Below are 25,608 nucleotides of genomic sequence, written 5' to 3'. Positions count from 1 at the left end.
CGCGGCGCGCCCCCGATTGGCGCCGTTACAGCGCGACGATCTGCCAGTCCTGGTTGGCCCCGTCGGTGGGGGGCCATTGGATGATCGGGACGTTGTCCTGGGTGGAGGCGTCCTTGACGTCGGCGCACCAGCCGTTGCGGACGTTGACGAGCCGGTAGTAACCGCTGGTCGGGGAGGGGACCAGCTTCCACCACTGGTTGTCGCCGTCGTCGTCGGTGGCCTGCTCCAGGGGCGCGCCCTGGGCGGAGCCGTCCGGGCTGCCGAGGACCTTTCCGCTGCGGACGTTGGACAGCCGGTAGGAGCCGTCGCTGTTCGGTTGCAGTTTCCACTTCTGGTTGGGGCCGTCGGTCGCGGGCCACTGGATGATGGCGGCGCCGTCGAGGGTCGAGGCGTCCTTGACCTCCAGGACCTTGCCGCTCTTGCGGTTCACGAGCCGGACGGTGCCGATGTCCGCGGCGAAGGGCCGGTCGAAGACCTCCAGGCCGCGGATCGAGGCCCAGACACTGCTGGGCAGTCCGGTGACGGTCACCCGCACATACCGTGCCTGTGCACGGAAGGCGGAGATCTGCACCTGGCTGGTGCTGGTGGTGGCGGTGTGGTCGGCCAGGGTGGTCCAGTTGGTGTTGTCGGTGGACCCCTCGATCTTGTACCGGTAGTTCTTGCCGTCGAGTTCCCAGGCGATACGGGTGCCCGTGAGGGACTTGGTCGTGCCCAGGTCCACCTTCAGCCAGTGGCCGGTGTTGCCGTTGCTCGCGCACCAGCGGGTGGCGGTTGACCCGTCGACGGCCTTGGCCGCGGTGTTGCCCTTGGAGGTCTCCTCGCTGCTGGCGGTGGACGTCTTGCCCGCGGCGATGTTCGCCGGCTGCACGGAGCGGTCCAGCGTGACGCCGACGATGCTGTCCTCGGGGAAGCGGGTGCGGTTGATGCCGGTGACGGCCACCCTGCCGTCCGCGCCGGCGGTGTACGGCAGGTCGGTCCCCGTGGCCACGTCGAATACGCGGGTGACCTGCGCGTCACCGACGGAGGGCGTGGTGAAGGAGGTGCCACTGTAACCAGGCAGCAGATGGACGTAGAAGGTGTCGTCCTTGTAGGTGAAGCCGTACTGGCCGTCCACCGGTTCCCACGGTCCGCTGCGCGTGCTGTAGACGGCCTGGCCGCAGGTGGACAGGAAGGAGCCGACCCTGCGCACTGTGGCGGCCTGGTCGGCGGGGATCACTCCTGTGCGGTCGGGGCCGACGTTGAGCAGGACGGTCATGTTGCGCACCCAGGAGTTGACCAGGATGTTCATGATGTTGCCGTAGCTCATCACGGGTGCGCCGGCCTTGTAGCCCCAGGTGCCGCATATGGTGAAGTTCTTCTCCACCACCCGCCCGGTACGCATGGCGCCGGTGGGGATCGAGCCGCCTTCCTCGCTGAGGTAGTCGCCCATCCAGCCGGAGCGAAGGTTGACCACGATCTCGGGCTGGTGCTTGCGGACGACACCCATCACGCCGAGGGGTTGGCCGGTGGCGGGGTCGGTCTCGCTGAAGGCGGTGTCCACCGGCCACTGGTTCGTGCTGTCGCGGAGCTTGCCGGGTTCCCAGAAGAAGGCGGCGTCCGCGTCCGAGCCGCGCTGACCCAGCCAGCCGCCGTCCCAGTAGATGTCGTCGATCTTGCCGTACTGGGTCATCAGCTCCTTGACCTGCTGGTACACCTCGTTCTTCATGATCCGCGCGTTCTCCTTGTGCGCGGGATCGGTGGTGTAACCCCACTTGTTGGGCAGGCAGTTGGTGCCGGTGACGTCGTAGTAGCCGGGGTAGCGCCAGCTCATCGGGGAGTAGTAGAGACCGACCTTGAGGCCGGCGTTGCGCACGGCGGTGACGTACTCACCGACCAGGTCCCGCTGCATCGGTGCCTGGCCGGCGTGGAAGGCGTTGGGGTGGGTGGACGGCCACAGGGCGAAGCCGTCGTGGTGACGGGTCGTGAGCACGGTGTACTTCGCGCCCATGTCCTTGGCCAACTGGGCCCAGTCGGCCGGTTCGTAGGCGCTCGCCGTGAACTGCTCGCTGGTCGCGTCGGTGAAGTACTTCTTGTAGTTCTCGGGCGTGACGGCGGCGTTCTCCATGTACCACTCGCCCTTGGCGGGCCCCGAGTAGACGCCCCAGTGGAGGAACATCCCCAGCTTGGCGTCCTGCAGCCACTGGATCCTCTCGTCGGACTGCTGCTCGATGCCCAGGTCCACTTTGGGGATTCGCAGCGGGAGGAGGGGCAGCGGCGGGGCGGTGGTGGCGGCGTGGGCGGGCGTCGCCAGCGTTGGTGAGACGGCCGCGGCAACCGTCATGGCGGCCATGCCGGTCAGCACTCTTCGGCGACTGATCGGTTCGTACATGTTCTCTCCTGACCTTTCACAGAACAGCACGGGCGGGTGATGCGACTCAGGGGTAGGGCGAGTAGGCCGAGGCGCTATGACGGTGCGACAGATGCCGCCACCCGTCAGCGATGGGATGAATTAAGAGGCAACCAGAGTGCTCTTGTCCATAGTTGAGACAGATGAGCCTGGGAGTTTGGTTGCCATCTCGGGATGGCGGGCGCCTGACATCGGATGTCTACCTTGGGGTAGCCATTGACGGGGTCGCACCCGGAACCTACCGTCCTGCGACAGATCCGAACAGGCTTCAACATCGAACGGGCTGTCACTTGAAGCGGAGTGCCGATGCTCAGACATGCGTTCACACCTCTCCTCGCCCTCCTCCAACGGGACGCAGTTCACCGACACCGCGGGGCCGGCGACGCCGACCTGTAGATCTGGAAGGTCACCGCCGACTACACCGGCTACGACAGCCTGGCCGCCAACCCGTGGGCGGGCACCTTCCGCGAGGCACCGGCGCCCTCCATGGGCGGCAGTCGACACCGCAGCCGGCACGGTCACCGGCGTGGGCGGCGGCCCTTACTACAACCTGGTCGCCCGGCACAGCGGCAAGTGCCTGGACGTCAAGGACGCCTCCACAGTCAACGGCGCACTTCCTGCGACGACGGAGTCCGGTGCGGAGCTTGGCTTCGCGCGCCTTCCCACCAGCGCGCCGACGGATCCAGGCCCCTGGGCCGTCGCCCGCCCAGAGCAACACACCCACCCACACAGGAGAATGCAATGCGCGTACCGCGTGTCCTCCCCGTCCCAGAAAGAACCGAACGGGCCGCCCGCGCTCGGGGCCAGGGTCTGCGAACCTCCACCGCTGTAGCCGCACTGTTCGCGTCGCTCGCGGCCGTCGCCGTGCCCGTGGGTACGGCGCAGGCGGTCGACACCAGCGTCACCGTCGACTTCGCCACCGCCGGGGGCGCTCCGACCTACCGTGCCTCGGGCACGATCTACGGGATGATCGAGGACGGCTCGCTGCCGCAGGAGCACTTCTACAAGGACATCAAGTGGAAGTTCATGCGGGCCGGAGGCGCCCAGCTGGACAACCCCGGCGGCTGGGTCGCCGGCAAGTACGACCGCCGGTGGAACTCCACCCGGGCTCAGTACCAGCGCACCAAGTCGCTGGGAGGGACGTTCGTCATCCTGCCGCACGATCTGTGGGGCGCCGACGGCACCACCAGTCCCACGTTCCCGGGTGACAACGGCGACTGGTCCCAGTTCGACGCCTTCTACGATCGCCTCCTCGCCGACGCGAAGGCGGCCGGCATGACCGACGTCATGTGGGACATCTGGAATGAACCCGATATCACTAGCTTCTGGGGACGGTCGCAGGCCCAGTACCACGAGATGTGGAAGCGGTCCTACCAGCGGATCCGCGCGGCCTTCCCCAACGCGGTGATCGTCGGCGCCAGCACGTCCGGTAAGCCGGGGTCGACCGGCTCCACCTGGTGGAACACGTACCTGGACTATGTCAAGGCCAACAACGTCGAGCCGAACGTCTACAGCTGGCACGACCTGCCCGGTGACCCGGTCGCGGACTCCAACGCGGTCAAGTCGAAGTTGGCTGCCCGGTCGATGACCACCAGTCGTCCGTTCCAGGTGAATGAGTACGCCAACACCGGCGAGCAGACGCCGGGCCGTGGTGGCTGGTACATCTCTCGTCTGGAGCGGGCCGGGGCGGACGGGCTGCGGGCGAACTGGGCCATGGGGGCCGGTCTGCACGACTTCCAGGCGAACCTGCTCACCAAGACCGGCACCCAGTACCTGCCGCTGGGCGAGTGGTTCCTCTACCGCTACTACGGTTCCCAGACCGGCAACGTCGTCAACTTCGTGCCCGGTGCGAACACCGACGGTCTGGCGACGAAGGACAACGCCGCCAGGAACGCCAAGATCCTGCTGGGCAGCAACGGCAACACGGGCAACGTCACGGTCAGTCTCAACCGCCTCGACACCACGAGCGTGGTGGAGAACGGCCGGGTCCGGGCCGTCGTGCAGCGCATCCCGAACAACAACGGCGGCGCTGTGAGCGGCCCGGTGACGGTTTCCGACCAGGCCCTGACCGTGAGCGGCAACTCCGCCTCGGTCACGGTCCCGTGGACGGACTCCAGGGAGGGCTACACGGTGACTCTGCTGCCGCCGTCGAACACGACGGTCTCCACCGTCGCGGTGGCTCAGCACAGTGGGCAGTGCCTGGACGACACCAACCTGTCCACCGCCAACGGTACGCAGTACCAGCAGTACCACTGCGAGGGCGGCTACCAGCAGATGCTCGACCTCAAGCCGGTCGCCGGCAAGGTCGACACCTACACCATCGTCAACCAGCACAGCGGCAAGTGCCTGGATGTCGCCCATGCCTCCACCGCCAACGAAGCCGCCGTCATCCAGTACACCTGCACCAACAACACCAACCAGCAGTTCACCCTGCGCCCGGTGACCGCACTGGGCAACAGCAGGGACTACCAGCTCGTCGCCGTCCACAGTGGCAAGTGCGTAGATGTCACTGAGATCTCGACGACCCCCGGCGCCAAGCTCCACCAGTGGACCTGTGACCCCGCAGGCGCCCTCACCAACAAGCGCAACCAGATCTGGCGTTTGCAGGGCATGAGCTGACCTGAATTGCCAGACCCATGTGTTCCGGCCCCACCGCGTCGTCGGTGGGGCCGGAACAGTCATGTGACTGTCGGAGACGTCGATTCGTACGCGGGTCTCGACGGGGGTGTACGCCCCTGCCTCGTTCGCGGGCGGGCGGCCGACCCGGTGCCTCGGGCCTGCGAGACGGCACCTTCTTCGAGAGCCCCGACGGCCTCGACGCTGCGTCCCCCGACTCCCTCCTTCGGAGTGTGAACCCATCGAGACTCTCTTCCGTGCTCATGATAGATCGGATCTCTTGTTTGGTGCATGGAGTGGGAGGAGGGCTTCTGTTCGGCAGTCTCGCGCGGGCTGCCACGCGGAGCGGGTCGGCTGCCCTGCTCTGTCAGAAGCGTTGACGCCGAACAAAATCGCCCATACCTTCGGCGCCCGAGGCCATGATGATTGCCTGGACGCTCGGCAACTTGACTGGCTGGACGGCCAGTTCGGCATGTCAGACGCTGGTTGCGCCAAGGTGTCGCTCATCCACCACCTTCTCTCTTCAACGAAATCCGTCATAAACAAACGACTGAGGAGAACGGATGCTGACCCACGGACACTCGCCCACTGGGCGCGACCTAGGCCGCCGCCTACCGCGGACACTCGCCCTCGTGTGCGCGCTCGTCATCGCAATGATCGGATCCATGCTCACCGCCGCCCCGGCTCAGGCCGCGACGTCGATCACCCTCGACGGCACCTCGGGCGGGCGTACCTTCGACGGCATCGGTGCCATCAGCGGTGGCGGGGGAAACAGCAGACTGCTGATCGATTACCCGGAGCCGCAGCGCAGCCAGATCCTGGACTACCTCTTCAAGCCCAACTACGGCGCCAATCTGCAGATCCTCAAGACGGAGATCGGCGGCGACACCAACTCGACCAGCGGCGCCGAGCCGAGCATCGAGCACACCAGGGGCACGATCAACTGCAACGTCGGCTATGAGTTCTGGCTGATGGAGCAGGCGGTCACCCGCAACCCCGACATCAAGCTTGCCGGCCTCGCCTGGGGTGCGCCGGGGTGGATCGGCGGCGGTAACTTCTGGACCGCCGACATGATCGACTATCTGATCTCCTGGCTGGGCTGCGCCAAGTCGCACGGTCTGAACATCAGCTACCTGGGCGGCTGGAACGAGCGCGGCTACAACATCGGCTGGTACAAGAACCTGCGTTCGGCGCTCAACTCGAAGGGCTACTCCTCGGTCAAGATCGTGGGTTCGGACGACCACAGCTGGGAGATCGCCGACGACATACTCGCGGACCCCACGTTCGCCTCTGCCGTGGACATCATCGGCGCCCACTACCCGTGCGGCTGGCTCTCCCCCCAGACCTCCTGCCCGAGCTCCGCCAACGCCAAGGCAACCGGCAAACAGCTGTGGGCCAGTGAGAACGGCTCGCACGACTACAACAGCGGCGCCGCACCCATGGCTCGCGCGAACAACCGGGACTACATCGACGGCAGGATGACCGCGACCATCAACTGGCCGCTCATCGGCGCCATGACGCCCAACCTGCCCTACGCGACGACGGGCCTGATGGTCGCCAACCAGCCCTGGTCCGGCTGGTACTCCACGGGCCAGAGCCTGTGGGTCACCGCTCAGACCACCCAGTTCACCTCGCCGGGCTGGAAGTACCTCGACGGCTCCACCGGCTACATCGGAGGCAGCGCCTCCAACGGCAGCCACGTAACCCTCAAGTCCACCAACAACCGCGACTACAGCACCATCATCGAGACCACCCAGGCCTCCGCGGCGCAGACGCTCGACTTCACGGTGACCGGCGGCCTGTCCACCGGGACCGTCCATGTGTGGTCGACCAACGTCAACTCCACCGACTCCTCGACCGCGATGGTGCGCCGCAGCGACATCACCCCCTCCGGGGGCACCTACTCGCTCACCGTCCAGCCGGGGTACGTCTACACCATCACCACCACGACAGGGCAGGGCAAGGGCACCGCCGCCAGTCCGGCGAAGGGCTCGCTGGCACTGCCGTACGCCGACTCCTACGACAGCTACGCGACCGGCACCCAGGCGAAGTACGTCCAGGACCAGCAGGGCGCCTACGAGGTCGTCGGCTGCGGGGGCGGACGCTCCGGGAAGTGCGTCCGCCAGATGTCGGCCCAGGCGCCGATCACCTGGGCGCCCCTGTCACACCCCTACGCACTCTTCGGCGACCTGGGCTGGAAGGACTACCAGGTCTCCAGCGACGTGCTGCTGGAAAGCTCGGGCTTCACCGAGCTGATAGGCCGCGCCACCTGGCAGCACTCCTTCGGTCCGGAGGGGCTGAACGGCTACTACCTGCGGGTCAGCAACACCGGCGCCTGGTCCATTTCGCGCAACGACACCGACAACAACTTCGTCACGCTGGCCAACGGTACGGTCGCCGCGCTGGGCACCAACTCCTGGCACAACCTGAGGCTGGGCTTCTACGGCAACAGGATCACCGCCTGGATCGACGGCGTGAAGGTGGGGTCGGTCAACGACAGCACCTACGCCGACGGGCAGGCCGGCTACGGCAACAGCCAGGGACAGACGGGCCAGTTCGACAACCTGTCGATCGGGTCGACCACGAAGGTCGTCGGCGTCGGGTCCGGCCGCTGCCTGGATGTGCCGGGCTACAACGAGACCAACGGCACCCTCATGCACCTGTGGGACTGCCATGCCGGTGACAACCAGCAGTGGACCTTGACCTCGGCCAAAGAGCTGCGGGTCTTCGGCGACAAGTGCCTGGACGCGAAGGACCATGGCACCTACAACGGCACACCCGTGGAGATCTGGTCCTGCAACGGCGGCGGCAACCAGCAGTGGACCGTCAATGCGAACGGCACCGTGATGGGAGTCGAGTCCGGGCTCTGTCTCGACGCCGTCGAGGGGCGCATCGCGAACGGCACCGGCATCCAGCTCTGGTCGTGCCACGGCGATACCAACCAGCGGTGGACGCGGAGCTGATCCGAGCCACACACCGGCTGCCGCCGGCGCGACCGCGGCCTTAGCGCCTTGCGGGGAAGGTCGCCTTCGGTCGGGCCCCGAGGCCCGAAGTCCACCCCGATGTCCACCCCGGCGACGCGGCAGTTGCCCCATCCGGCAAGACCGAGGTTCCGCCCGAGCCGGCCTTTCCGGCGGCTCGGGCGGGTTCCCCTGGCGCGCCCCCTCCACACAACAGGGAAGCAGGACTATGAGAACGTTTCGGAACAGGACGGCCTCCATGGGAGCCGCGGCTCTCGGCGTCGTAGGGCTGGTGCTCGTCCCGGCCGACGCGGCCACCGCCGCCACCGGACCGCAGGACGGCCATGTGTACGCGCTGACCGCAGCACACAGCGGCAAGAGCGCACAGGTCCAGTCGGCTTCGACGTCCGACCAGGCTGCCGTGGTGCAGAACACCCCCTCCGGCGGCCCGAGCCAGCTGTGGCAGGCGGTTGCCCACGGCGGAGACGGGTCGTTCTCGCTGGTGAACATCAACAGTGGTAAGTGCATGGACGTGAGCGGAGCGTCCACCGCGGCGGAAGCGCGAGTCATCCAGTGGTCGTGCACCGGCAACAGCAACCAGCGCTGGACCTTCAGCGGCTCCGCGATCGTTTCCGTCAACAGCGGAATGTGCCTCGACGTTCCCGGCAACTCCACGGCCGACGGCACGGCGCTCATCCAGTGGCCGTGCTCAGGAAACCCCAACCAGCAGTGGAACCTCACCGAACGCCCCCGGGTCGTGGCCTTCGGCCCCAGCATGACCGCCGGCGGTGAGACCTTCTCCGAGCAGACGCTGCGGATGGTCGTCCACACCGGTGTCGCCGGTTCCGGGGTGCGGATCCGTCTGTCCAACCTGCGCAGCACCACGCCGCTGTCCGTCGGCGCCGTCGATGTGGCCGTGCGCTCCAGCGGCGCGGCCGCGGTACCCGGCACCCACCACACCGTGACCTTCGGTAGATCAGGCAACCCGACCGTCCCCGCCGGGGCGGAACTCACCAGCGACGTCATCCCGATGACGGTCACCGCGGGGCAGGACCTCCTGGTGAGCGTGTACCTGCGGGGCAACACCGGCGCCTCCACCTTCCACCGTGACGCCTACCAGACCTCCTACCGGTCGGTGGCCGGTTCCGGCAACCACGCCGACGAGGACACCGCCACCAACTTCACGACCTCCATGTGGAGCTGGCACTACCTGTCGGGCGTGGACGTTGTTCCGGCCGCAGTGACCACCGGAACCGTGGTGGCCTTCGGCGACTCCATCACCGACGGATACGACACCACCTTCGACGCCAACCGGCGCTGGCCGGACCGCCTGGCCGACCGGCTGCGGGCGGAGAGCGGCGGCCAGCGGTTCGCAGTCGCCAACGCGGGCATCGGCGGCAACATGGTGCGCGCCGATGCCGGTTGGGCTCCCCAAGGCCTGGCCGCCAGGGTCCGTTTCGCACACGACGCCCTCGGCCAGCCGGGCGTACGAAACGTGATCTTCATGGAGGGCATCAACGACATCAACAACAACCCCTCCCTTACCGCCGACCAGCTGATCGCCGGTTACCAGGACATCATCGCGCAGGCACACGCCGCCGGCGTGAGGATCATCGGCGGCACCATGCTGCCCCACTCCTCGCAGAACAGTGCACAGGCCGGCATCCGGACAACAGTGAACAACTGGATCCGCACCAGTGGCGCGTTCGACGCCGTCGTCGACTTCGACGCCGTCATCCGGGACCCGAACAACCATGCCCGGATGTTGCCCGCTTACGACAGCGGCGACCATCTGCACCCCAACGACGCCGGAATGGCGGCCATGGCGAATGCCATCGATCTGTCCATGCTGCGCTAGGGGTTCCAGTGGGAATCGGTGAGAGGTCAGTCCTGCGGCAGCGGCTGCTCGGCCCAGATCGTCTTGCCTCGCCCCGTCTGCCGGCTCCCCCAGCGATGGGTGAGCTGGGCGACCAGCAGCAGTCCGCGGCCACCCTCGTCGAAGGCGTGGGCCCGGCGCAGATGCGGGGAGGTGGAACTGCCGTCGGAGACCTCGCAGATGAGGGTGCGGTCCCTGATCAGCCGCAGTTGGATGGGCGGTTCGCCGTACCGGATGGCGTTGGTGACCAGTTCACTGACGACCAGTTCGGTGACGAATGCCGCCTCCTCCAGACCCCAGGCGGTCAGCTGCTCGGTGGCGGCCTGGCGGGCCGCGGCCACGCGTTCGGGGTCCGGTGCGATGTCCCACGTTGCGACCTGGTCTGTGCCCAGCGCCCGGGTGCGGGCCAGCAGCAGTGCGACGTCGTCGCTCGGCTCCTCCGGCAGGACCGCCTTGAGCACCGTATCGCAGAGCATGTCGAGCGTGCCCGCCGGCGCGGACAGCGCCCGGCACAGCTCGGCGGTGGCGTGATCGACGTCGCGGTCGCGGTCCTCGATCAGGCCGTCGGTGTAGAGGGCGAGCACCGAGCCCTCGGGCAGCTCCAGCTCGGTCGCCTCGAAGGGCAGGCCGCCGACGCCGAGCGGCGGGCCGGCAGTCATCTCCACCAGGGCCGCGCTGCCGTCGGTCTGTAGCACCGCGGGCGGCGGATGGCCGGCCGCCGCGAGGTTCAGCCGCCGCGAGACCGGGTCGTAGACGGCGTACAGGCAGGTCGAGCCGAGCTCCGCGACCTCGCCGTTCTCGTCGGAGGCGAGGTGGGTGACCAGGTCGTCGAGGTGGGTGAGGAGCTCGTCGGGCGGCAGGTCGACGTCGGCCAGGGTGCGCACTGCCGTGCACAGGCGGCCCATCGTCGCCGTCGAGGGGATGCCGTGGCCGACGACGTCGCCGACGACGAGGGCGACGCGGCTGCCGGAGAGCGGGATGACGTCGAACCAGTCGCCGCCGATGCCCGCGAGTGAATCCGATGGCAGATAGCGGTGGGCCACCTCGACGGCGGCCTGTCCGGGCAGCCCCCGTGGCAGGAGACTGTGCTGGAGGGCCAGGGCCGTGGCGCGCTCCCGGGCGAACCGCCTGGCGTTGTCGATGCACACGGCAGCCCGGCTGGCGACCTCTTCGGCGAGGACGATGTCGTCCTCACCGAAGTCGTCCGGGTTGGCGATCCGCATCCCTACCACCACGCCCAGGGTGGTACCGCGGGCCCGCAGCGGTGCAGCGAGCATCGAGTGTGCGCCCTTGCGGTACGCCCTGCCCGCAGGGCCACGCGCGTTGCGCTCGGCGACCCAGCGCACGAAGTCCGGCTCGCCGGCCTGACTGAGCACGGCCCGCCCGGCCCTCAGGGCTTTCGCCGGCGGAGAAGACGGTGGATAGGTGTTGGTGTCACCCACGGGTACCTCGGCCTCTGGTGTTCCCTTCATGCCTGACCCGTGTGCGACCCTGCGCAGGACGATGTCCCGCAACGGGATGTCGGGCAGCCCCTTGGCTTCGAAAACCCAGTCCAGCAGGTCGACGCTGGCGAAGTCGGCGTATCGGGGCACCAGCAACTCGATCAGTTCCTCGGCAGTGCGCACCACGTCCAGGGTCGTGCCGATCGAGGCCGCGGCCTCGTTGAGCAGGGCAAGGCGTTGCCGGGCCCAGTACTGCTCGGTACTGTCGAATGACGCGATGCCCACAGCCTGGAGCTCACCGTCAGCGTTCCGCAGCGGCCACATGTCGGTGGTCCAGGAGTGCTCCCGGTTCAGTGCGGGGGCCCCGGTGAAGCTCTCGTAGCGGACCGGACGGCCTGTGGCGACGACTTGACGCAGATGATCAAGCCAGCCGCGGTGCGCTGAACGATCCTCGACGCTTTCCGGAAAGTGCTGTCCCACCAGCGCCTCCTCGGGCACGCCCATGATCCGGCAGGCCACCTCGTTCAGTCGCATGTAGCGCTGTGTGGTGTCGAACACGGACATGGGCAACGATGCCTGCTGGAAGGCTTGGCCCGCCGCGGTCGGCTCCGGCCCGCCGGGGGGATCGACGTTGATCACGTACCCGCACCGCTCTCCTTTCTCACCGAGCACGGCGTGAGCGGTGAGTACGAGGGGAACGGACGAGCCGTCCCGATGGCGCAGCACGACGATGCCCGACAGGTTCGCGACGGTGTCGGTCCTGATCTCCTCAGCCAGCAGTTCGTGGGCCGGACGGTTCACCACCTCGTCGGCTGCGTATCCCACCAGGTCGCGTGCACCGTCACTCCAGGCTGTGACCACACCCTGCATATCGACGATCGCCGCGGTATAGCCCTGTCCCATGAGTTCAGCATTGTTCCTCTGTCCGGCCAGTTCAACTCAGACAGAAACACGGCCGTGGGTCGACTGACTGCCGTCACTCGTGCTCACGCGGGTCCCTGGGATCACCCAGCGACGTCGCCGCGCCGGTGGGCGAGGCGGCTCCCTGCCCGCTCGACGCCGGTGGTGCAGCTGAGCGCCCGCGGCGCCACTGTCGGCGTCGCGCGGTTCTGCCGTCACAGCGACCCGGTTGCCTTCGACGACGAGGACCTGATCCTCGCCCAGGAGATCGCGGCCAGGGCGGCCGTGGCCATCGACCGTGCCCGCCGCTACGCACGCCGGAGCCACGGCGTACGGCGGAACGGTCCGCCGTACGCCGTCTCGTGCCGCTACCTGCCCGCCGGTGCCCAGGCTGGTGTCGGCGGCGACTGGTACGACGTGATCCCGCTGTCCGGGGCCGGGTCGCCCTGGCCGTGGGCGACGTGGTCGACCACGGCATCCACGCCGCCGCCACGACGGGGCGCCTGCGGACCGCGGTCCGCACCCTCGCCGAGAGTGAGCGGCGACGGAACCGTTGATCGTTTCGACCCGCCGCTGGGCCTGGGCGGTCTGCCGTTCGAGGCGGCGGAGGCCGACCTGCCCGAAGGCGGTCTGCCGGCCCTGTGACGTGGCCCTGCGAGGTGGCCGGGCACGGAAACCGGTCCGCAGCCCGATATGGCATCAGCATATGGTCGTAGTTCCATTTGCTGATGTGAGCCCAGGATGTCCCCTGTTAGCGTTCATCAAGAACTACCGAAACTCGGCGGCAAAAGGCGAGTAAAGGGAGCGACGAGATGGACCTGGCGCAACTGGCCGCGGAAATGCAGCACTCGATCGGCGTGGATTCGGATTTCTTCTATGCCAACTCCCACCCGGACCTGGTGGTGGAGCTGCCGTACGCGCCGTGGGTCGGCCGCGGCGAGCGGGTGGTCGGACGCGAGATGTGCAAGGCGCACATGGAGGAAGTCGGGCGCAGCCTTCCGGGCCTCCGTTTCCTCGACCTTCGCGTGACGCCGCTGGCGGAGGCAGATACCTTCCTGCTGGAATACATTGGTTTTTGCCCATCACTGGATGGCTACCGGCTGCCGTACATCTGCATCTACCGCTTCAAGGACGACAAGCTCATCCTGTTCCGCGAGTACTGGGACACCAGCGAGGGCCTTCGCGTGTTCGGCGGAAAAGGAAACATTCCGGAGTCCGTGACCCGTTGATCTATCCAAGGAAGTCAGTGCAGGGCGAACCGACAGCCCGGTCACGCACTCACGAGCGCTGAAGAACCAAGGTTGAACAGCTGGCGAGTTGGACTTCCCGGACACCGACTTGCCCGCATAGTCAGAAGACCCGGAGAAAAGGAAGCGATGATGATCCATCACTTATCGATTTCGGCTGCGAACCCCGAGAAGGTCGCCAGGGTACTGGCCGAACTCATGGGCGGAGCCGTTCTGCCGTTCCCGCCGCACCCAGGCGCTTTCATGGCCTTCGCCTGCGACGACAACGGAACCGAGGTGGAAGTCTACCCGGCCGAAACCGTGCTGGTGCCTGGGGCCGACGGTACCGCGTTCGAGAAGGCGCCGCCCCCCGATCGAACCGTGACGCATTTCGCGCTGAGCGTCGCGATTACACGCGAGCAAGTCTTCAAGATCGCAGAGAAAGAGGGCTGGCGTTGTCAGTCGGTGAACCGCGTCGAATCGTTCCCGCTCATCGAGGTGTGGATCGAGAACCGGACGCTGGTTGAGGTACTCGTGCCCGAGGAGGCGGAGATCTACCTCGAGGTCACCGGCAGGATGGCTGAACGACTGTCGCAGATGCGAAGCGAGGCCGACGGCACCCGCTGATGGTGAACCTGGCGCTGACCGCGTGCGTGACGCTGGTGGTCGGGGGCCACTCGATCGCGACGACCCGGCAGCGGGTGGCCCGCGCCCCGCAGACGAAGCCGGCCCGTGTCGGTGCCCGGTACGACCCGCTGACCGGCCGATACCTCGTACCCAACGAGCGGACCTTCCCCGTGTGCCTCCAAGGCGTACTCGGCCACGTTCCCCTTGCCGAGCACGAAGCCGCCCACTACTCAGGTCGAACAGCCCGACTCGTCTGCCGCTAACGGGTGGTGGTGCCCGTGGGGGGATTCATTGCCTGTTCCCAGTCCTTGTCCGGGATCTTGGAGCGCAGGTATTGCAAGGACCCGTCGACGAGTCGGCGGGCGCGGTCCCGGTCCGCGCCGATGAGGGTGCCGCGGTGTTTGAGGACGCGTCCGTTGACCAGCACGGTGTCGACGTCGCCGCGGCCGGACTGGAAGACGATGTGCCCGATCGGGTTGCTCATGAGGGTCATCGCCGGGGTGTCGGTGCGCAGCATCACGAGGTCCGCGCGTTTGCCCGGGGTGATCGAGCCGATGAGGCGGTCCAGGCCGAGCACCCGCGCGCCACCCAGGGTGGCGTACTCGAGGACGTCGTGGGCGCGCAGCGCGTTGTAGGCCACCGACTTGCCGGCTTCGTGCGCGCGCAGGTGGGCCAGTCCTCGGTCGGCGTTCAGGGTGGCGCGCATGGCGGAGAACATGTCGCCGCTCCACCAGACCACGGTGTCCATCGACAGTGAGACGGGGATGCCGTACTGCCGTGCCTTCGCGGTGGACGGGTAACCCTGCCCCGCGTTCAGCTCGCTCTCCGCGGAGACGGACAGCTGGGCGCCGCTGTCGGCGATGATCCGGTAGGCGTCGTCGCTCAACGAGGACGCGTGGACGAGGGTGTACGACGGTGACAGCGAGCCGGTCTCGTCGATGAACTTGATCTGTTCGTCGCCGACGATCCCGAAGAGGCCGGCGTGGGTGGTGACCGGCAGATCGCGGTCACGGGCGAACTTCAGGGCCTGGCGGGCGTCGTCGGTGTCGCCGCCGATGTCGAGCGCCATCTGCATGGTGACGAGTTGGTCCGGCCGGCCGCTGAACCGTGTCTTGAGCATCCGGTCGACGCGCCCGTCGACCACCCAGCCGAGGTTCGGGGCGAAGGCGTTGCCGTAGGCGAACCGGGCGCGTCCGGGCACGGCGGACAGGGCGTCCACGGCGGCGTCGGCGTGGTCGGGGGTGCGCAGTCCGTGGGACCAGTCGGTGACGGTGGTGACCCCGTCGTCGACGGCCTCGACCATGCCGAGGTAGTTGGCCGCGTAGATGTCCTCCGGCCGGAAGAGGTACCCCCACTTCTGGATGATCCATGCGAAGTAGTTGCCCAGGGTCCAGTCCGCTCCCACCCCGCGCAGCGCGGACTGCCACATGTGCCGGTGGGTGTCGACGAAGCCGGGCAGCAGCAGGGCTCCGGCGGCGTCGATGACGGTGGCGTGCGGGGGCGCCGGCAGCCTCTTGCCCACCGCCTCGATGTCGGTGCCGCGGACCAGGACATCGGTGTCGGGCAGCACGCCGCGGCGGGGATCCATGGTGACCACGGTCGCCCGGCGGAAGAGGACGGGCCGGCCGGACTCGAAGGCGAGCGCCCCGGCCTCTGGGGGCCTGGATGCCGCGGCCGCGGGGGATGCCGTGAAGGCGCCGGTCCCTGTCGCGGCCCCGACGGCGAGGGCTCCCGCGAGGACGTGCCGACGGCTGGCGGCCCTCGCCTCGCGGTCGGCGGGCCCGGCGACTGTAGACGCGGCCGGTGCGGTGTCCGGCGCTCCGGCGGTCGGCGCTGGGTCGGTCACATCCGCTGTGTTGTCCATCGGACACTCCTCGCTGTGCGGTGGTCTGGCTCTTGAGGTCAGGGTTGGTTCTGATGCTTGAACCGTGTGCGGAAGCGGAGGTCAGGCGGCCGTCGTGACGGCCGGGTCGCGGAGGCCCGCCAGGGCGGTGCTCCAGGCGACGACCTCGTCGAACAGCGCGTTCAGGTGGGATTCCTGGTGGCTGCCGGGCCTGAAGAGGGAGTAGTTCTCGAAGTCGGCGGCGAGAGTGAGTGAGACCTGCCGGCGGACGTCGGCCAGCTTCAACTGACCGGCGATCTGGCGCAGGTGTTCCACGGCCCGGACACCGCCGGCCGCGCCGTAGGAGACGAACCCGACAGCCTTGTCCTGCCACTCGGCGTACACGTAGTCGAGGGCGTTCTTGAGCACCCCCGGGATGCTGTGGTTGTACTCGGGCGTGACGATGACGTACCCGTCGAAAGACGCGACCTCTGCCGCCCACCGACGGGTGTGCTCGTTCTGGTACTGACCCGACGAAGCGGGCAGCGGTTCGTCGAGGTGGGGCAGCGGGTGGTCGCGCAGATCGACGAGTTCGTAGTCGGCGTCGCCGCGCCGGCCGGCGATGCCGTGTACCCACAGGGCGACCTCTTCGCCCCTTCGGTTGGGGCGGGTGGTGCCCAGGATGATGCCGATCCGGGTCATCGGAAGACTCCTTCAGGGAAGGGAGGCGGGAGCGCCGGGTCCTGCGGGGTGAACCACATGCTCTTGTCGTCGACCTGTGCATCCGGGCCCAGGTGCGGCTTGTTCTGAACCCGGACGACGGATGGGCGCGCGGTGCGCTGCCGGGTGTGCATGGTCTGCCTTCACCCCATCGAGTTGATGTGTCATCCCGAACCTAGATCTCGGCGAGGTGACACGTCAACTCGATCCGGTATGCTGTACGCCGTGACACAGGAGCAGGAGCAGAAACGGCAGGAACAGCGAGGACTCAGCGAGCGCGAGGTCAGCACCTGGCAGACGTTCTTCCGGATGCAGGAGGTCCTGCGCGGACGCATCGAGCAGCAACTGCAGGCGTGCAGCGGACTCTCGACCGCGGACTACACCGTCCTCGTCGTGCTCTCCGGCGCCGACGACGGCCGCCTGCGTGCCTGTCACCTCGGCGTGCTGACGGGCTGGGAGAAGAGCCGTCTGCACCACCAGCTCACCCGCATGTCCAAACGGGGCCTCGTCGAACGTCAGAGCGGCGAGGGCCGTGCCGCCTATGTCGCAGTCACACAGAGAGGGCGGGAGGCGTTGATCGAGGCAGCCCCACAGCACAGCGACCACGTACGCCGACTGTTCATCGACTGCCTCAGCCCGCAGCAACTGGACCAGCTCGCCGACATCTCCACCACTGTCCTGGCCAACCTTCAGAAGCCCGAAAACGCTGGGGGCGGCTGCCCCGACGAGGAGTGAAGGCCGTCAGCAGCCGACGCGCCCGATGCGTCGGGTGAGCAAGGGAGGCGCGCTGTTGTCGCCAGGTGCTGGTGGTGCAGCCAGGCGGGGAGGGTGGGACGTCGACGGCGATGATCGTGGTTGCCCCCGCCACCCGTGCGGCCATCACCGCGCTGAGGCCGACCGCGCCGGCGCCCGTCACGGCGAAGGTGGAACCCACCCCGACGCCCAGCGCACGCAGTACCGTTCCGGCGCCGGTCTGGATGCCGCGGCCGAGGGGTCCGAGAAGTGCCAGTGGGGCGTCGGGCCGCACCTTGACGGTGTTGCGTTCGTTGGTGACGGCGTGGGTGGCGAAGGACGACTGGCCGAAGAACCGGTCGTGGAGGTGCCGTCGCCGTCGGCGGGCCGCAAGGCGTGGGAACCGTCGGGGCGTTGGCCTGCGAAGTTGACGGCGTTGAAGTGGGCGCAGCTCGCCGGTGATCCGTCGAGGCATGGGCGGCAGCGGCCGCACGGCAGGAAGCTGACAGCGACGTGGTCCCCGGGCGTGACCTTCTCCACAGCCGTGCCGACCGCTTCCACGACGCCGGCACCCTCGTGCCCCAGGACGACCTTTCAACCGTGATGCGCGGTTCCGTATGTATTTCCGGTTCCTTTCCCGCGCTACTCGGCCTGCGTCCTGCGCATCGGAATCACCAGGCAACGCGTTGTCAGGCCGGCCAGGCGACGAAGCCTCCGACGAGGCTTCCGTAGGCGAGGTGTGCCGCCAGGGTGACGGCTGGGGTGCTGGGGCCGTAGTTGAGCATGAGGAATCCGGGTGGCTCCAGCAGGGCGACGTCGGGGGCGCTGGTCTGGGACGTGCCCATGCGGGGGTGGACGAGGGGCAGCAGGATGTTGACCAGTGCGGTGGCGGCGAACAGGCCGTGGACGAGGCCGAAGACACATCCCAGCCACCAACTGCTGTAGCCGATGGCGGCGAAGACCGCGTAGTACAGCAGGGCGAAGATCTGTCCGTTGATGAAGTGGGCGCCGTAGCCGAGGGCCTTGGCGCGAGTCCGGTCGCTGGTGAAAGCGGTCCCCAGCAGGAACGGCAGGTCAATGCGGGTCAGATTGAGTGCGTTGGCTGCGCGCAGACCCGTGGTCAGGATCAGGGTGCCGGCGAACCCGCCCGCCAGGGCCGCCCAGATGCTCATCGCGCCGCCTCCCCGATCGCGCAGGCCGCGCTGATCAGGGCCAGGTGAGTCAGGCCCTGGGGCATGTTGCCCAGGAAGGCACCGGTCGGCGGGTCGATCTCCTCGCTGTAGAGGCCCACGTCGTTACCGAGCGCCACGAGCTGCTCCATGAGGGACACGGCCTCGTCGGCACGGTCACAGCGGGCGAGGGCTTCGGCGAGCCAGAAGGAGCAGGCGAGGAAGGCGCCCTCGCTGCCGGGGACGCCGTCAGCGCCGAGGTAGCGGTGGACGTAGGGGCCGTCCCGCAACGCCTGCTGGACGGCGGTGAGGGTTCTGCGCATGCGCGGGTCGCCAGGCGGACGGTAGCCGTGCAGCAGCCCGAGCAGCAGACTGGCGTCCACGTCGTCACTGTCGGCGGAGCGTACGTAGCTGTTCAGCCGCGCAGAGAAGCAGCGATCGTCGACGAACTCGGCGATCGCCTGTCGCGCGCGGTGCCACCGGGCCGCGTGCCGGTCCGGGATCAGCTGTCGGCGGGCGAGGTCGAGGGCGCGGTCGAGGGCGATCCAGCACATCATCTTGGACTGAGTGAAGTGTTCAGGGGCGCTGCGTACCTCCCAGATGCCCGCGTCCGGCATCTGCCAGACCGCGCAGACGAAGTCGGCGGTCTCGGCCAGCCGGCGGGCGATGTCGGCGTCGAGCCGATGGCCCGCGGCGGTGTACAGCCAGGCGGTCTGCAGCAATTCCCCGTAGGTGTCCAGTTGGAGCTGGTCGGCGGCGGCGTTGCCGACGCGTACGGGCGCCGAGCCGCGGTAGCCCGCCAGGGGAAGCGTCTTCTCCGGTGCGTGGGAGCCGCCGTCGAGGCGGTACAGGACGCGCAGCCGGGGGTGGGTGAGCTGGGAGGCGTGCATCAGCCACCAGAAGTAGCCGGTCGCCTCCGGTGCGCAGCCCAGCTCGAGGAAGGCGTTCAGGGTGAAGGCGGAGTCGCGGATCCAGCTGAAGCGGTAGTCCCAGTTGCGTTCTCCTCCGAGCTCCTCGGGCAGAGAGCACGTCGCGGCGGCGGCGACCGCGGCGGAGGGGGCGAAGACCAGGAGCTTGAGGGCGAGGGCGCTGCGCAGCACCGCCTCGCGCCAGGGGCCCGCGTATGAGCGCTTGTCCGCCCAGCGCCGCCAGGCGGCCATGGTGAGGTCCAGACGGGCCTCGCAGTCGGCGCGCGGGGGAAGGACCAGGGGCTCCTGGTGCGCGTACGGCAGCGCGAGCAAGGCCCGGGTACCGGCTTCGGCCCGGAACCTGGATGCGACGGCCCCGCCGGTGAGCTGCGGCTGTCCCGCGTTCCAGGCGCAGACCGCGACGGCATCGGGTCCGAAGGTGGCCACCGGGACGCCGGCACGGTAGGTCACGTGCGGCGTCCGGGCACCGTAGCCGAAGCGCGGCTGGACGCTCCAACGCATCGGGACGCTGCCCGCCAGGCCCTCGATCCGCCGGACCAGCTCCCGTCCGGGCGCCAGGGCGTCGGGTGTGGAGATGGTCAGCGCGTCGGTGACCCTGACCGTGCCGCCCGCAGTGGTGAACGTCGTCTCCAGGACGTTGGTGCCGGGCAGATACCGGCGGGCGGCGCCGCAGGGAACGTCGGGCCGGAGGAGGAACCTGCCGCCGCGGACGGGGTCGAGGACGGCGGCGAACAGGGTCGGCGAGTCAAGATCCGGCCAGGCCAGCCAGTCCACCGAGCCGTCCCGTGCGATGAGCGCGACGCAACGGCCGTCGCCGATCACCGCGTAGTCCCGCAGCGGCGCGTACCCGTCCAGGCGTACCGGCCGCCCGGCCGCGGCCCCTGACAGGTCTGGCGGGCCCGCCAGACCTGTCAGGGGCCGACTCCAGGGCTTGTCCGGCGGCGGCGACGCAGGCCCAGAAGCGGACGGTGTGGATGTCACGACTACACCCTCCCGGTAGGGAGTGCGGCGGCCTCAGGCGCCGGGTGACGCCAGCGGCGCGTCTGGTGGACGGGTCCGTCCGTTCGGCTTCGCCGAGGGCGGCCTGCCTGAACCTGATCGTAACTGGACAGGTGGTTGGTCGGCTTGGCTCGTTCGGCTCTGTGGCGGCTGCCGGGACCCTGTACCGCCCCTGTGGCTGGATCGGCTCGCTCCACCTGCCCGTCCGCGTCCCCGGCATTGGTGAACGGTGCGGCTGTCGGCCTGGCCGGTGTGCGGATGCGGGCCACTCGCCTGCCAGAGACGATGGAGCGACAGGCAGGCTCTGGTGCGGGCCGCGGATGAGCAGCAGCAGGACGCCCGTCCGCTTGGCGCGCGGGAGGAGCGGCAGCGTCATGGGCCCGTTGAACACACTGAGTGATGCCGGAGTGTCGATCTGGCTGGACGATCTCAGCCGGGAGCGGCTGGTGTCCGGGAGTCTGGCAGACCTGGTCGCGCGGGACCGGGTGGTGGGGGTGACCACCAATCCGACGATCTTCGCCAACGCCATCACGAGCGGCGACGCGTATGACGAACAGATCCGTGACCTGGCCGCCCGCGGAGTCGGGGTCGGTGAGGCGCTGCGGGCGCTGACCACAACCGACGTCCGGTGGGCATGCGACGTGCTGCGCCCGGTCTACGACGCGACGGACGGCGTCGACGGACGGGTCTCCATCGAGGTCGACCCCCGGCTCGCGCACGACACCGCGGCGACGATCGCTGAGGCGCGGGCGCTGTGGTGGCTGGTCGACCGGCCCAACCTGTTCGTGAAGATCCCGGCCGCCCGGCAGGGCCTGCCGGCGATCGCCGCGTGCCTGGCCGAGGGAATCAGCATCAATGTCACGTTGATCTTCTCCCTGACCCGCTACGACGAGGTCGTGGACGCCTTCCTCGACGGGATGGAGCGCGCCCGCGACGCGGGCCGGGACCTCTCCGGCACCGGTTCGGTGGCTTCGTTCTTCGTCTCCCGCGTCGACATCGAGGCAGACGCACGCCTGGACAAGATTGGCACGACGCAGGCAGCCGAGCTCCGCGGCCGTTTGGCGATCGCCAACGCACGGCTGGCCTACCAGCACTACGAGCGGATTCTCTCCTCACCCCGCTGGCAAGCCCTTCGGGCGGCCGGGGCCCGTCCGCAGCGTCCGCTGTGGGCTTCGACCTCCGTCAAGGACCCCGCCTACCCCGACACCCGCTACGTGTCCGAACTCGTCGCACCCGGCGTGGTCAACACCATGCCGGAGGCCACCCTGCGCGCGGTTGCCGACCACGGCCGAGTACCGGCCGACTCGGTCCGCGCCCACTACGACGACGCTGAGCAGGTTCTCACCGGTCTGCGAGCCGTCGGCGTGGACTATGGCGACCTCGTGCAGACCCTTGAGGACGAGGGCGTGTCGAAGTTCGACGCCAGCTGGGAGCAGCTCTCCGAGCAGCTCGCGGAAACGTTGCGGCACCGACCCGCAGCCCGGGAAGAGAACTGACGATAGGCGACGCCGTATGCGAACGAGCCGCGGGCGCTGGCTGCGGGGGAGGCGCGTCTGGTGTCCGAGGCGCTCGCCGTCCACCGGGAGAACTACCCGGGCGTGAACGTGAAGCGCGAGGTTGTCCAGGGTGGGACGCGGGAAGCGTTGATCGAGGCGAGTCGCGCAGCCCAGCTGCTGGTGGTCGGTGCGCGCGGACGCGGTGGTTTCGCCGGACTGCTGCTGGGGTCGGTGAGCCAGGCCACGCTGCATCACGCACACTGCCCGGTCGCGGTGGTCCGCGGCGCCGCCGACAGCCCCTGATGCAGTGCTTCGGGTGAGGCACAAAGAAGTGAGCGGTCGGCGTGCGGCCTGGGCAGCCTGATCGAACTGACCCGGTGGCTCAAGCCCGCACATTCGCACCGAACCCGACGTCGAAGCGGGCAGAACGCAGGCCATCGAAGTGGGCCGTCGCCAGTACGGAGCCGTCCCCGGCCAGCAGCCGGGCACCGGACACCGTATCCGGGTCGACACGCGTGGGCGCTCCCCAGTACCCCCGGCCGGTGTCGTCGAGGGAGAACTCCCCGATGTGGACCGACGTACCGTCCGTGCGTTCCAGTCGGCAGCTGACCTTTTCGGCCGCCGGGTATCCGTCGCGCGAGCCGGTGGTTTCGGAGTCGTCTCCGGCCTCGGGGTCGGATGCGGTCCCGGCCCGGTCGAGGTGGACCGACATGTAGACCCAGCCCGGAGATGCGGCATAGGCGAAGATCCGGCCCACCGGGCGGTGGTCGGGGGTCAGCAGAGGCGCTGTGAGCAGGTCGTGCTCCGAGCCGGACGGCTGCGAACTCCGCGAGGAGGGAGCCGACGCTCCCTCGATGGCCGTTCCCACGGCCCAGCCACCGAAGCCGAACCCGAGGGCGATCGCGGCGGCGGCCGCGACCGCCATACCGGCCCGTGGTCGCCGCCGTCGCGCCGACCGGTTCAGGCCCAGCCCGTCCGTCACCCGTGTCTCGAAGCCGGCGGGCGGCTCGCTGCCCGGAAGGAGGGAGAGCAGTCCGTCTCCGACGAGCGTCAGCTGCTCGACGTACTCCCGGCAGGTGTGGCAGCGGTCCAGGTGGGCGATGGCCTCGGCGCGTTCCTGACCGGGAAGGATACCCAGCGCCACTTCGTCGGCGACGGCCCTCAGCCACTCGCAGTCCCTGTCAGTCATGATCGGCTCGCTCGGATCCCAGAACCGTCCGCAGGTTCCCCATCGCCGACCTGATCCGTGTCTTCGCCGTGCCCAGAGGGATCCCTTCGAACTCGGAGACCTGTCGTGCGGTCATCCCGTAAATCCCGGCCATGACCACGGCACGCGCCTGCTCGAGCGGCAGGTCCGCCACCGCGGCGCGTACCCGGGATGCCGCCTCGTCGGCCAGTGCCCACTCTTCGGGTGTCCGGGTCACGATGCCGAGCAGAGCGTCGAGGTCCTCGGGGGAGACGGGCGTCGCCTTGCGCGCGCGGACGGCGTCGATCGCCAAGTTGTGCGTGATGGCCCCCAGCCAGGTCTTCACCGATCCGCGCCGGGTGTCGTAGACCTGCGCATGACGCCAAGCCCTCTCGAAGGCCTGCTGGGCGATGTCCTCGGCGAGCTGGAGGTCGCCGACGACAGCAATGGCGATGCCGAAGACCATGCGCTGGAACCGGCGGACGAACGCGAGGGTGATCTCCGGGTCGCCGGTCGCCATTCCCGCCAGCAGCGCCTCGTCCGAGAGCCGCCCGAGTGGTAGGCCCAATCTCCGCATACCAGTGGATACGGCGAACCTCGCCGAACGGATTCCCCCAGTTCCACCCGGGACCACGGCCCCATTCTCCCGCTCGGTCCCGCCTGCCGGAAATCCCCTGGTGGTGGTCCGTCCGTATACCTGGACAGGAACGACCTCTCATGGAGGGCCGAGACATGACGGCGACTCTCATGACGCTCATGACCTTCGCGCGCAGGACGGTCGGGCCCGGGCTGGCCGCCGGGGCACTGGCGGGCGTCCTCGTGGCGTGCGGGGGTGGATACGGCAACGGTGGCGGCTCGTCACCCTCAGCTCCCGGGAGAAGTGGCAAGCCGGGAACCACCCAGGTGGACGTGAAGCTGGTCGACTTCAAGATGCGGCTGTCCGCGAAGACGTTGAAGGCGGGGGCCTACACGTTCGTCGTCAAGAACGACGGCCATCACGACCACGCCATGGAGATCGAGGGCTCCGGGACGGAACAGAAGACGCGGACGCTGGCCCCCGGGGAGTCGGCGAATCTCACCGTCTCGCTGAAGGACGGCACGTACGAGGTCTACTGCCCTGTCGACGGACACAAGGACCTGGGCATGAAGACCGAGCTCACCGTGGGCGGCAGCGCCTCAACGGGCACCGGCACCCACACGACCGACGGCCATGGCTACTGAGCGCACGGTCGCGCTCCTCGCCCTCCGGCTGGTCGCGGCGGGAACGGTCGTGGCCATGGGCGCGATCCACCTCCACCCCTGGTACGGCGGCTACCGGCATCCGGCACACCGGTGGCCCTGATCGTCAGCCTCACCTCCGGTACGCAGTACGAGTGAATGAACCGACGGTTTCGTTCGGGGCCGGTGCCGGGTCATTACGGTTGCCGAAACGGACCCTGGGGCTGAGCGGGATGCCCCGGGGGCGGCAGACGGATGAAAGGGCGCGCCCGATGCCGGGGTTGGGGAAGGCTCTGAGTGCGCTCAGGCCCCGGTCGGGCCGCCGCCGTCGGACCTGGGACGCGGTCGGCGTGGCATGCCTCGTGGGAACGGCGCTGACGTTCGGCGGGTTGTGGGCCGCCGCGAACGGGACGGTGCGGATGCTGACTTTCGGGCCATCTCTCGGGTGCTGGGGGTTGGCAGCCTCCATGGTGCTCCGCGCGAGGGGAACGGGCGGACGGGTGCGAACGCGTCTGCTGTTGTTGGCGGGTTCCGCCGTCGCCGCGGGCATGTACCGGGGAGCGGTCGCCGTGCTGTCGTCCCAGCCCTCGGCTTCGGGATGGGACGCGCGATCGCTCCTGGGTTCGGTGGTCGTCATCGGAGTGACGCTGACGGTCGGCCTGGGGATGGCGGGCATGGTGGTCGCGGCCGACGCCGGCACAGGCCGGCACGTACTGCTGCGCCGCGTGCTCGACGGGGTCGTCACAGCCGGAGCCGTCTTCATGACGGGATGGGTGCTGTTGCGCGGGGCCGGCGACGGCTGGCGACTGGGGACGGGGCTGGTCGGTGTCCTGTGGACCGCGGAGGTCGTCTTCCTCAGCTTCCTGTTCGCCCTGCGCCGTCTCGTGCGGAGCGACCGGAGAGCCACCTTGTGGGTCTCCATCGCCGGGTTGTCCCTCACCCTGGCCGGCGACACCCTGCGCCTGTGGGCCGGCGGTCCGGGCGGCAGCGGGCTGATGTCCGGACCGCTGGTCGACGCCTGCGTCACCGCGGGACTGCTGGTGGTCGCCGTCGGCCCGTGGGTGCCTGGCGGGTCGAGCGCTCTCGGAACCGCCGAGCCCGCGCTGCGCTGGGGGATGGAGGGAGCGGCGGCGTTCGTTCCCCTGACGGTGTGCACGGCCACAGCGCTGGGATATGTGCTGGCTCCGCTTGCCCGGGACCCGGTGCCGCTGCTGGCCGGCGGCACGGCACTGCTGTGCCTCTGGGCTCGTCAGAGGTTCCTGCCGAGCGAGAACGCCAGAAACGACGACTGACCTGTCGTACCC

General features: G+C 68.8%; 19 protein-coding genes and 2 pseudogenes. 12 read left to right on the top strand and 9 right to left on the bottom strand.

Going from position 1 to position 25,608, the window contains the following annotated elements; all coding sequences use genetic code 11:
- Positions 1-25: 25 nt before the first annotated feature.
- On the bottom strand, positions 26-2,368 hold the full coding sequence (locus SMA5143A_RS17635) for an alpha-L-fucosidase (RefSeq protein ID WP_107463857.1): 2,343 nt from the start codon (positions 2,366-2,368) through the stop codon (positions 26-28).
- Positions 2,369-3,127: 759 nt separating this feature from the next.
- Here SMA5143A_RS17635 and SMA5143A_RS17625 point away from each other — a divergent pair.
- From SMA5143A_RS17625 to SMA5143A_RS17615, 3 genes are all read left to right on the top strand, one after another.
- Complete coding sequence (locus SMA5143A_RS17625) at positions 3,128-5,005, top strand: RICIN domain-containing protein (RefSeq protein ID WP_107463856.1); 1,878 nt, start codon at positions 3,128-3,130, stop codon at positions 5,003-5,005.
- A 662-nt stretch (positions 5,006-5,667) separates the two neighbouring features.
- A complete protein-coding gene (locus SMA5143A_RS17620; RefSeq protein ID WP_219923592.1) occupies positions 5,668-7,965 on the top strand; it encodes a ricin-type beta-trefoil lectin domain protein in 2,298 nt (765 codons plus the stop codon).
- A 256-nt stretch (positions 7,966-8,221) separates the two neighbouring features.
- Positions 8,222-9,820: an RICIN domain-containing protein gene (locus SMA5143A_RS17615; protein ID WP_258193577.1), complete on the top strand. Its 1,599-nt coding sequence runs from the start codon at positions 8,222-8,224 to the stop codon at positions 9,818-9,820.
- Between the two features lie 26 nt (positions 9,821-9,846).
- On the opposite strand, the gene SMA5143A_RS17610 is transcribed toward SMA5143A_RS17615, so the two are convergent.
- The gene (locus SMA5143A_RS17610) at positions 9,847-12,183 is read right to left on the bottom strand and encodes a SpoIIE family protein phosphatase (RefSeq protein WP_107463853.1); all 2,337 of its coding nucleotides are present in this window, start codon (positions 12,181-12,183) and stop codon (positions 9,847-9,849) included.
- 132 nt (positions 12,184-12,315) lie between these two features.
- Here SMA5143A_RS17610 and SMA5143A_RS17605 point away from each other — a divergent pair.
- From SMA5143A_RS17605 to SMA5143A_RS17595, 3 genes and pseudogenes are all read left to right on the top strand, one after another.
- Positions 12,316-12,713, top strand: a pseudogene (locus tag SMA5143A_RS17605) (SpoIIE family protein phosphatase); the annotation flags it as partial.
- Positions 12,714-12,992: 279 nt separating this feature from the next.
- Complete coding sequence (locus SMA5143A_RS17600; protein WP_107463852.1) at positions 12,993-13,409, top strand: nuclear transport factor 2 family protein; 417 nt, start codon at positions 12,993-12,995, stop codon at positions 13,407-13,409.
- A 147-nt stretch (positions 13,410-13,556) separates the two neighbouring features.
- The gene (locus SMA5143A_RS17595; RefSeq protein WP_181361899.1) at positions 13,557-14,033 is read left to right on the top strand and encodes a hypothetical protein; all 477 of its coding nucleotides are present in this window, start codon (positions 13,557-13,559) and stop codon (positions 14,031-14,033) included.
- A gap of 259 nt (positions 14,034-14,292) precedes the next feature.
- Here SMA5143A_RS17595 and SMA5143A_RS17585 read toward each other — a convergent pair whose 3' ends face one another.
- Entirely contained in the window at positions 14,293-15,897 is a 1,605-nt protein-coding gene (locus tag SMA5143A_RS17585; protein WP_107463850.1) for an amidohydrolase family protein, read from the bottom strand.
- 81 nt (positions 15,898-15,978) lie between these two features.
- Positions 15,979-16,557: an NADPH-dependent FMN reductase gene (locus SMA5143A_RS17580; protein ID WP_107463849.1), complete on the bottom strand. Its 579-nt coding sequence runs from the start codon at positions 16,555-16,557 to the stop codon at positions 15,979-15,981.
- Positions 16,558-16,800: 243 nt separating this feature from the next.
- On the opposite strand from SMA5143A_RS17580, the gene SMA5143A_RS17575 reads away from it, so the two are divergent.
- Positions 16,801-17,310: a MarR family winged helix-turn-helix transcriptional regulator gene (locus SMA5143A_RS17575; protein WP_258193576.1), complete on the top strand. Its 510-nt coding sequence runs from the start codon at positions 16,801-16,803 to the stop codon at positions 17,308-17,310.
- 177 nt (positions 17,311-17,487) lie between these two features.
- Here SMA5143A_RS17575 and SMA5143A_RS43940 read toward each other — a convergent pair whose 3' ends face one another.
- The 3 genes from SMA5143A_RS43940 to SMA5143A_RS17560 form a co-directional block, all read right to left on the bottom strand.
- Positions 17,488-17,847: an alcohol dehydrogenase catalytic domain-containing protein gene (locus tag SMA5143A_RS43940; RefSeq protein WP_258193584.1), complete on the bottom strand. Its 360-nt coding sequence runs from the start codon at positions 17,845-17,847 to the stop codon at positions 17,488-17,490.
- A 149-nt stretch (positions 17,848-17,996) separates the two neighbouring features.
- Positions 17,997-18,479, bottom strand: a complete 483-nt coding sequence (locus SMA5143A_RS17565; RefSeq protein WP_107463848.1) for a hypothetical protein — start codon at positions 18,477-18,479, stop codon at positions 17,997-17,999.
- A complete protein-coding gene (locus SMA5143A_RS17560; RefSeq protein WP_258193575.1) occupies positions 18,476-20,386 on the bottom strand; it encodes a glycoside hydrolase family 15 protein in 1,911 nt (636 codons plus the stop codon). Before SMA5143A_RS17560 ends, SMA5143A_RS17565 begins: the two co-directional genes overlap by 4 nt.
- A 392-nt stretch (positions 20,387-20,778) precedes the next feature.
- On the opposite strand from SMA5143A_RS17560, the gene tal reads away from it, so the two are divergent.
- The gene (gene tal / locus SMA5143A_RS17555; RefSeq protein WP_107463847.1) at positions 20,779-21,900 is read left to right on the top strand and encodes a transaldolase; all 1,122 of its coding nucleotides are present in this window, start codon (positions 20,779-20,781) and stop codon (positions 21,898-21,900) included.
- Positions 21,901-21,912: 12 nt separating this feature from the next.
- Positions 21,913-22,203 (top strand): annotated as a pseudogene (locus SMA5143A_RS17550) (universal stress protein); the annotation flags it as partial.
- Positions 22,204-22,282: 79 nt separating this feature from the next.
- On the opposite strand, the gene SMA5143A_RS17545 reads toward SMA5143A_RS17550, so the two are convergent.
- Both SMA5143A_RS17545 and SMA5143A_RS17540 read right to left on the bottom strand, forming a co-directional pair.
- Positions 22,283-23,089, bottom strand: coding sequence for a hypothetical protein (locus tag SMA5143A_RS17545; RefSeq protein ID WP_107463845.1), 807 nt, complete (start codon positions 23,087-23,089; stop codon positions 22,283-22,285).
- The gene (locus tag SMA5143A_RS17540; protein ID WP_107463844.1) at positions 23,082-23,663 is read right to left on the bottom strand and encodes an RNA polymerase sigma factor; all 582 of its coding nucleotides are present in this window, start codon (positions 23,661-23,663) and stop codon (positions 23,082-23,084) included. The genes SMA5143A_RS17545 and SMA5143A_RS17540 overlap by 8 nt, the downstream gene beginning before the upstream one ends.
- Positions 23,664-23,818: 155 nt before the next feature.
- Here SMA5143A_RS17540 and SMA5143A_RS17535 point away from each other — a divergent pair, with 155 nt between their 5' ends.
- From SMA5143A_RS17535 to SMA5143A_RS17530, 3 genes are all read left to right on the top strand, one after another.
- Entirely contained in the window at positions 23,819-24,307 is a 489-nt protein-coding gene (locus SMA5143A_RS17535; RefSeq protein WP_107463892.1) for a cupredoxin domain-containing protein, read from the top strand.
- Positions 24,297-24,428, top strand: coding sequence for a hypothetical protein (locus SMA5143A_RS43935; RefSeq protein ID WP_258193574.1), 132 nt, complete (start codon positions 24,297-24,299; stop codon positions 24,426-24,428). The genes SMA5143A_RS17535 and SMA5143A_RS43935 overlap by 11 nt, the downstream gene beginning before the upstream one ends.
- A 376-nt stretch (positions 24,429-24,804) precedes the next feature.
- A complete protein-coding gene (locus SMA5143A_RS17530) occupies positions 24,805-25,596 on the top strand; it encodes a hypothetical protein (RefSeq protein WP_258193573.1) in 792 nt (263 codons plus the stop codon).
- The last annotated feature ends 12 nt before the right edge of the window (positions 25,597-25,608 follow it).

Source organism: Streptomyces sp. MA5143a, from assembly GCF_900290235.1.
Lineage (GTDB): Bacteria > Actinomycetota > Actinomycetes > Streptomycetales > Streptomycetaceae > Streptomyces.
Note: the sequence above shows the minus strand (reverse complement) of the source record. Positions and strands in the feature narration are given on the sequence as shown.

Excerpts from the sequence above, each read along its gene's own strand:
- SMA5143A_RS17635 (WP_107463857.1), bottom strand. The coding sequence starts at position 2,368 with ATGTACGAACCGATCAGTCGCCGAAGAGTGCTGACCGGCATGGCCGCC.
- SMA5143A_RS17625 (WP_107463856.1), top strand. The coding sequence starts at position 3,128 with ATGCGCGTACCGCGTGTCCTCCCCGTCCCAGAAAGAACCGAACGGGCC.
- SMA5143A_RS17620 (WP_219923592.1), top strand. The coding sequence starts at position 5,668 with ATGCTCACCGCCGCCCCGGCTCAGGCCGCGACGTCGATCACCCTCGAC.
- SMA5143A_RS17615 (WP_258193577.1), top strand. The coding sequence starts at position 8,222 with ATGGGAGCCGCGGCTCTCGGCGTCGTAGGGCTGGTGCTCGTCCCGGCC.
- SMA5143A_RS17610 (WP_107463853.1), bottom strand. The coding sequence starts at position 12,183 with ATGGGACAGGGCTATACCGCGGCGATCGTCGATATGCAGGGTGTGGTC.
- SMA5143A_RS17600 (WP_107463852.1), top strand. The coding sequence starts at position 12,993 with ATGGACCTGGCGCAACTGGCCGCGGAAATGCAGCACTCGATCGGCGTG.
- SMA5143A_RS17595 (WP_181361899.1), top strand. The coding sequence starts at position 13,557 with ATGATGATCCATCACTTATCGATTTCGGCTGCGAACCCCGAGAAGGTC.
- SMA5143A_RS17585 (WP_107463850.1), bottom strand. The coding sequence starts at position 15,897 with ATGGACAACACAGCGGATGTGACCGACCCAGCGCCGACCGCCGGAGCG.
- SMA5143A_RS17580 (WP_107463849.1), bottom strand. The coding sequence starts at position 16,557 with ATGACCCGGATCGGCATCATCCTGGGCACCACCCGCCCCAACCGAAGG.
- SMA5143A_RS17565 (WP_107463848.1), bottom strand. The coding sequence starts at position 18,479 with ATGAGCATCTGGGCGGCCCTGGCGGGCGGGTTCGCCGGCACCCTGATC.
- tal (WP_107463847.1), top strand. The coding sequence starts at position 20,779 with ATGGGCCCGTTGAACACACTGAGTGATGCCGGAGTGTCGATCTGGCTG.
- SMA5143A_RS17545 (WP_107463845.1), bottom strand. The coding sequence starts at position 23,089 with ATGACTGACAGGGACTGCGAGTGGCTGAGGGCCGTCGCCGACGAAGTG.
- SMA5143A_RS17540 (WP_107463844.1), bottom strand. The coding sequence starts at position 23,663 with ATGCGGAGATTGGGCCTACCACTCGGGCGGCTCTCGGACGAGGCGCTG.
- SMA5143A_RS17535 (WP_107463892.1), top strand. The coding sequence starts at position 23,819 with ATGACGGCGACTCTCATGACGCTCATGACCTTCGCGCGCAGGACGGTC.
- SMA5143A_RS43935 (WP_258193574.1), top strand. The coding sequence starts at position 24,297 with ATGGCTACTGAGCGCACGGTCGCGCTCCTCGCCCTCCGGCTGGTCGCG.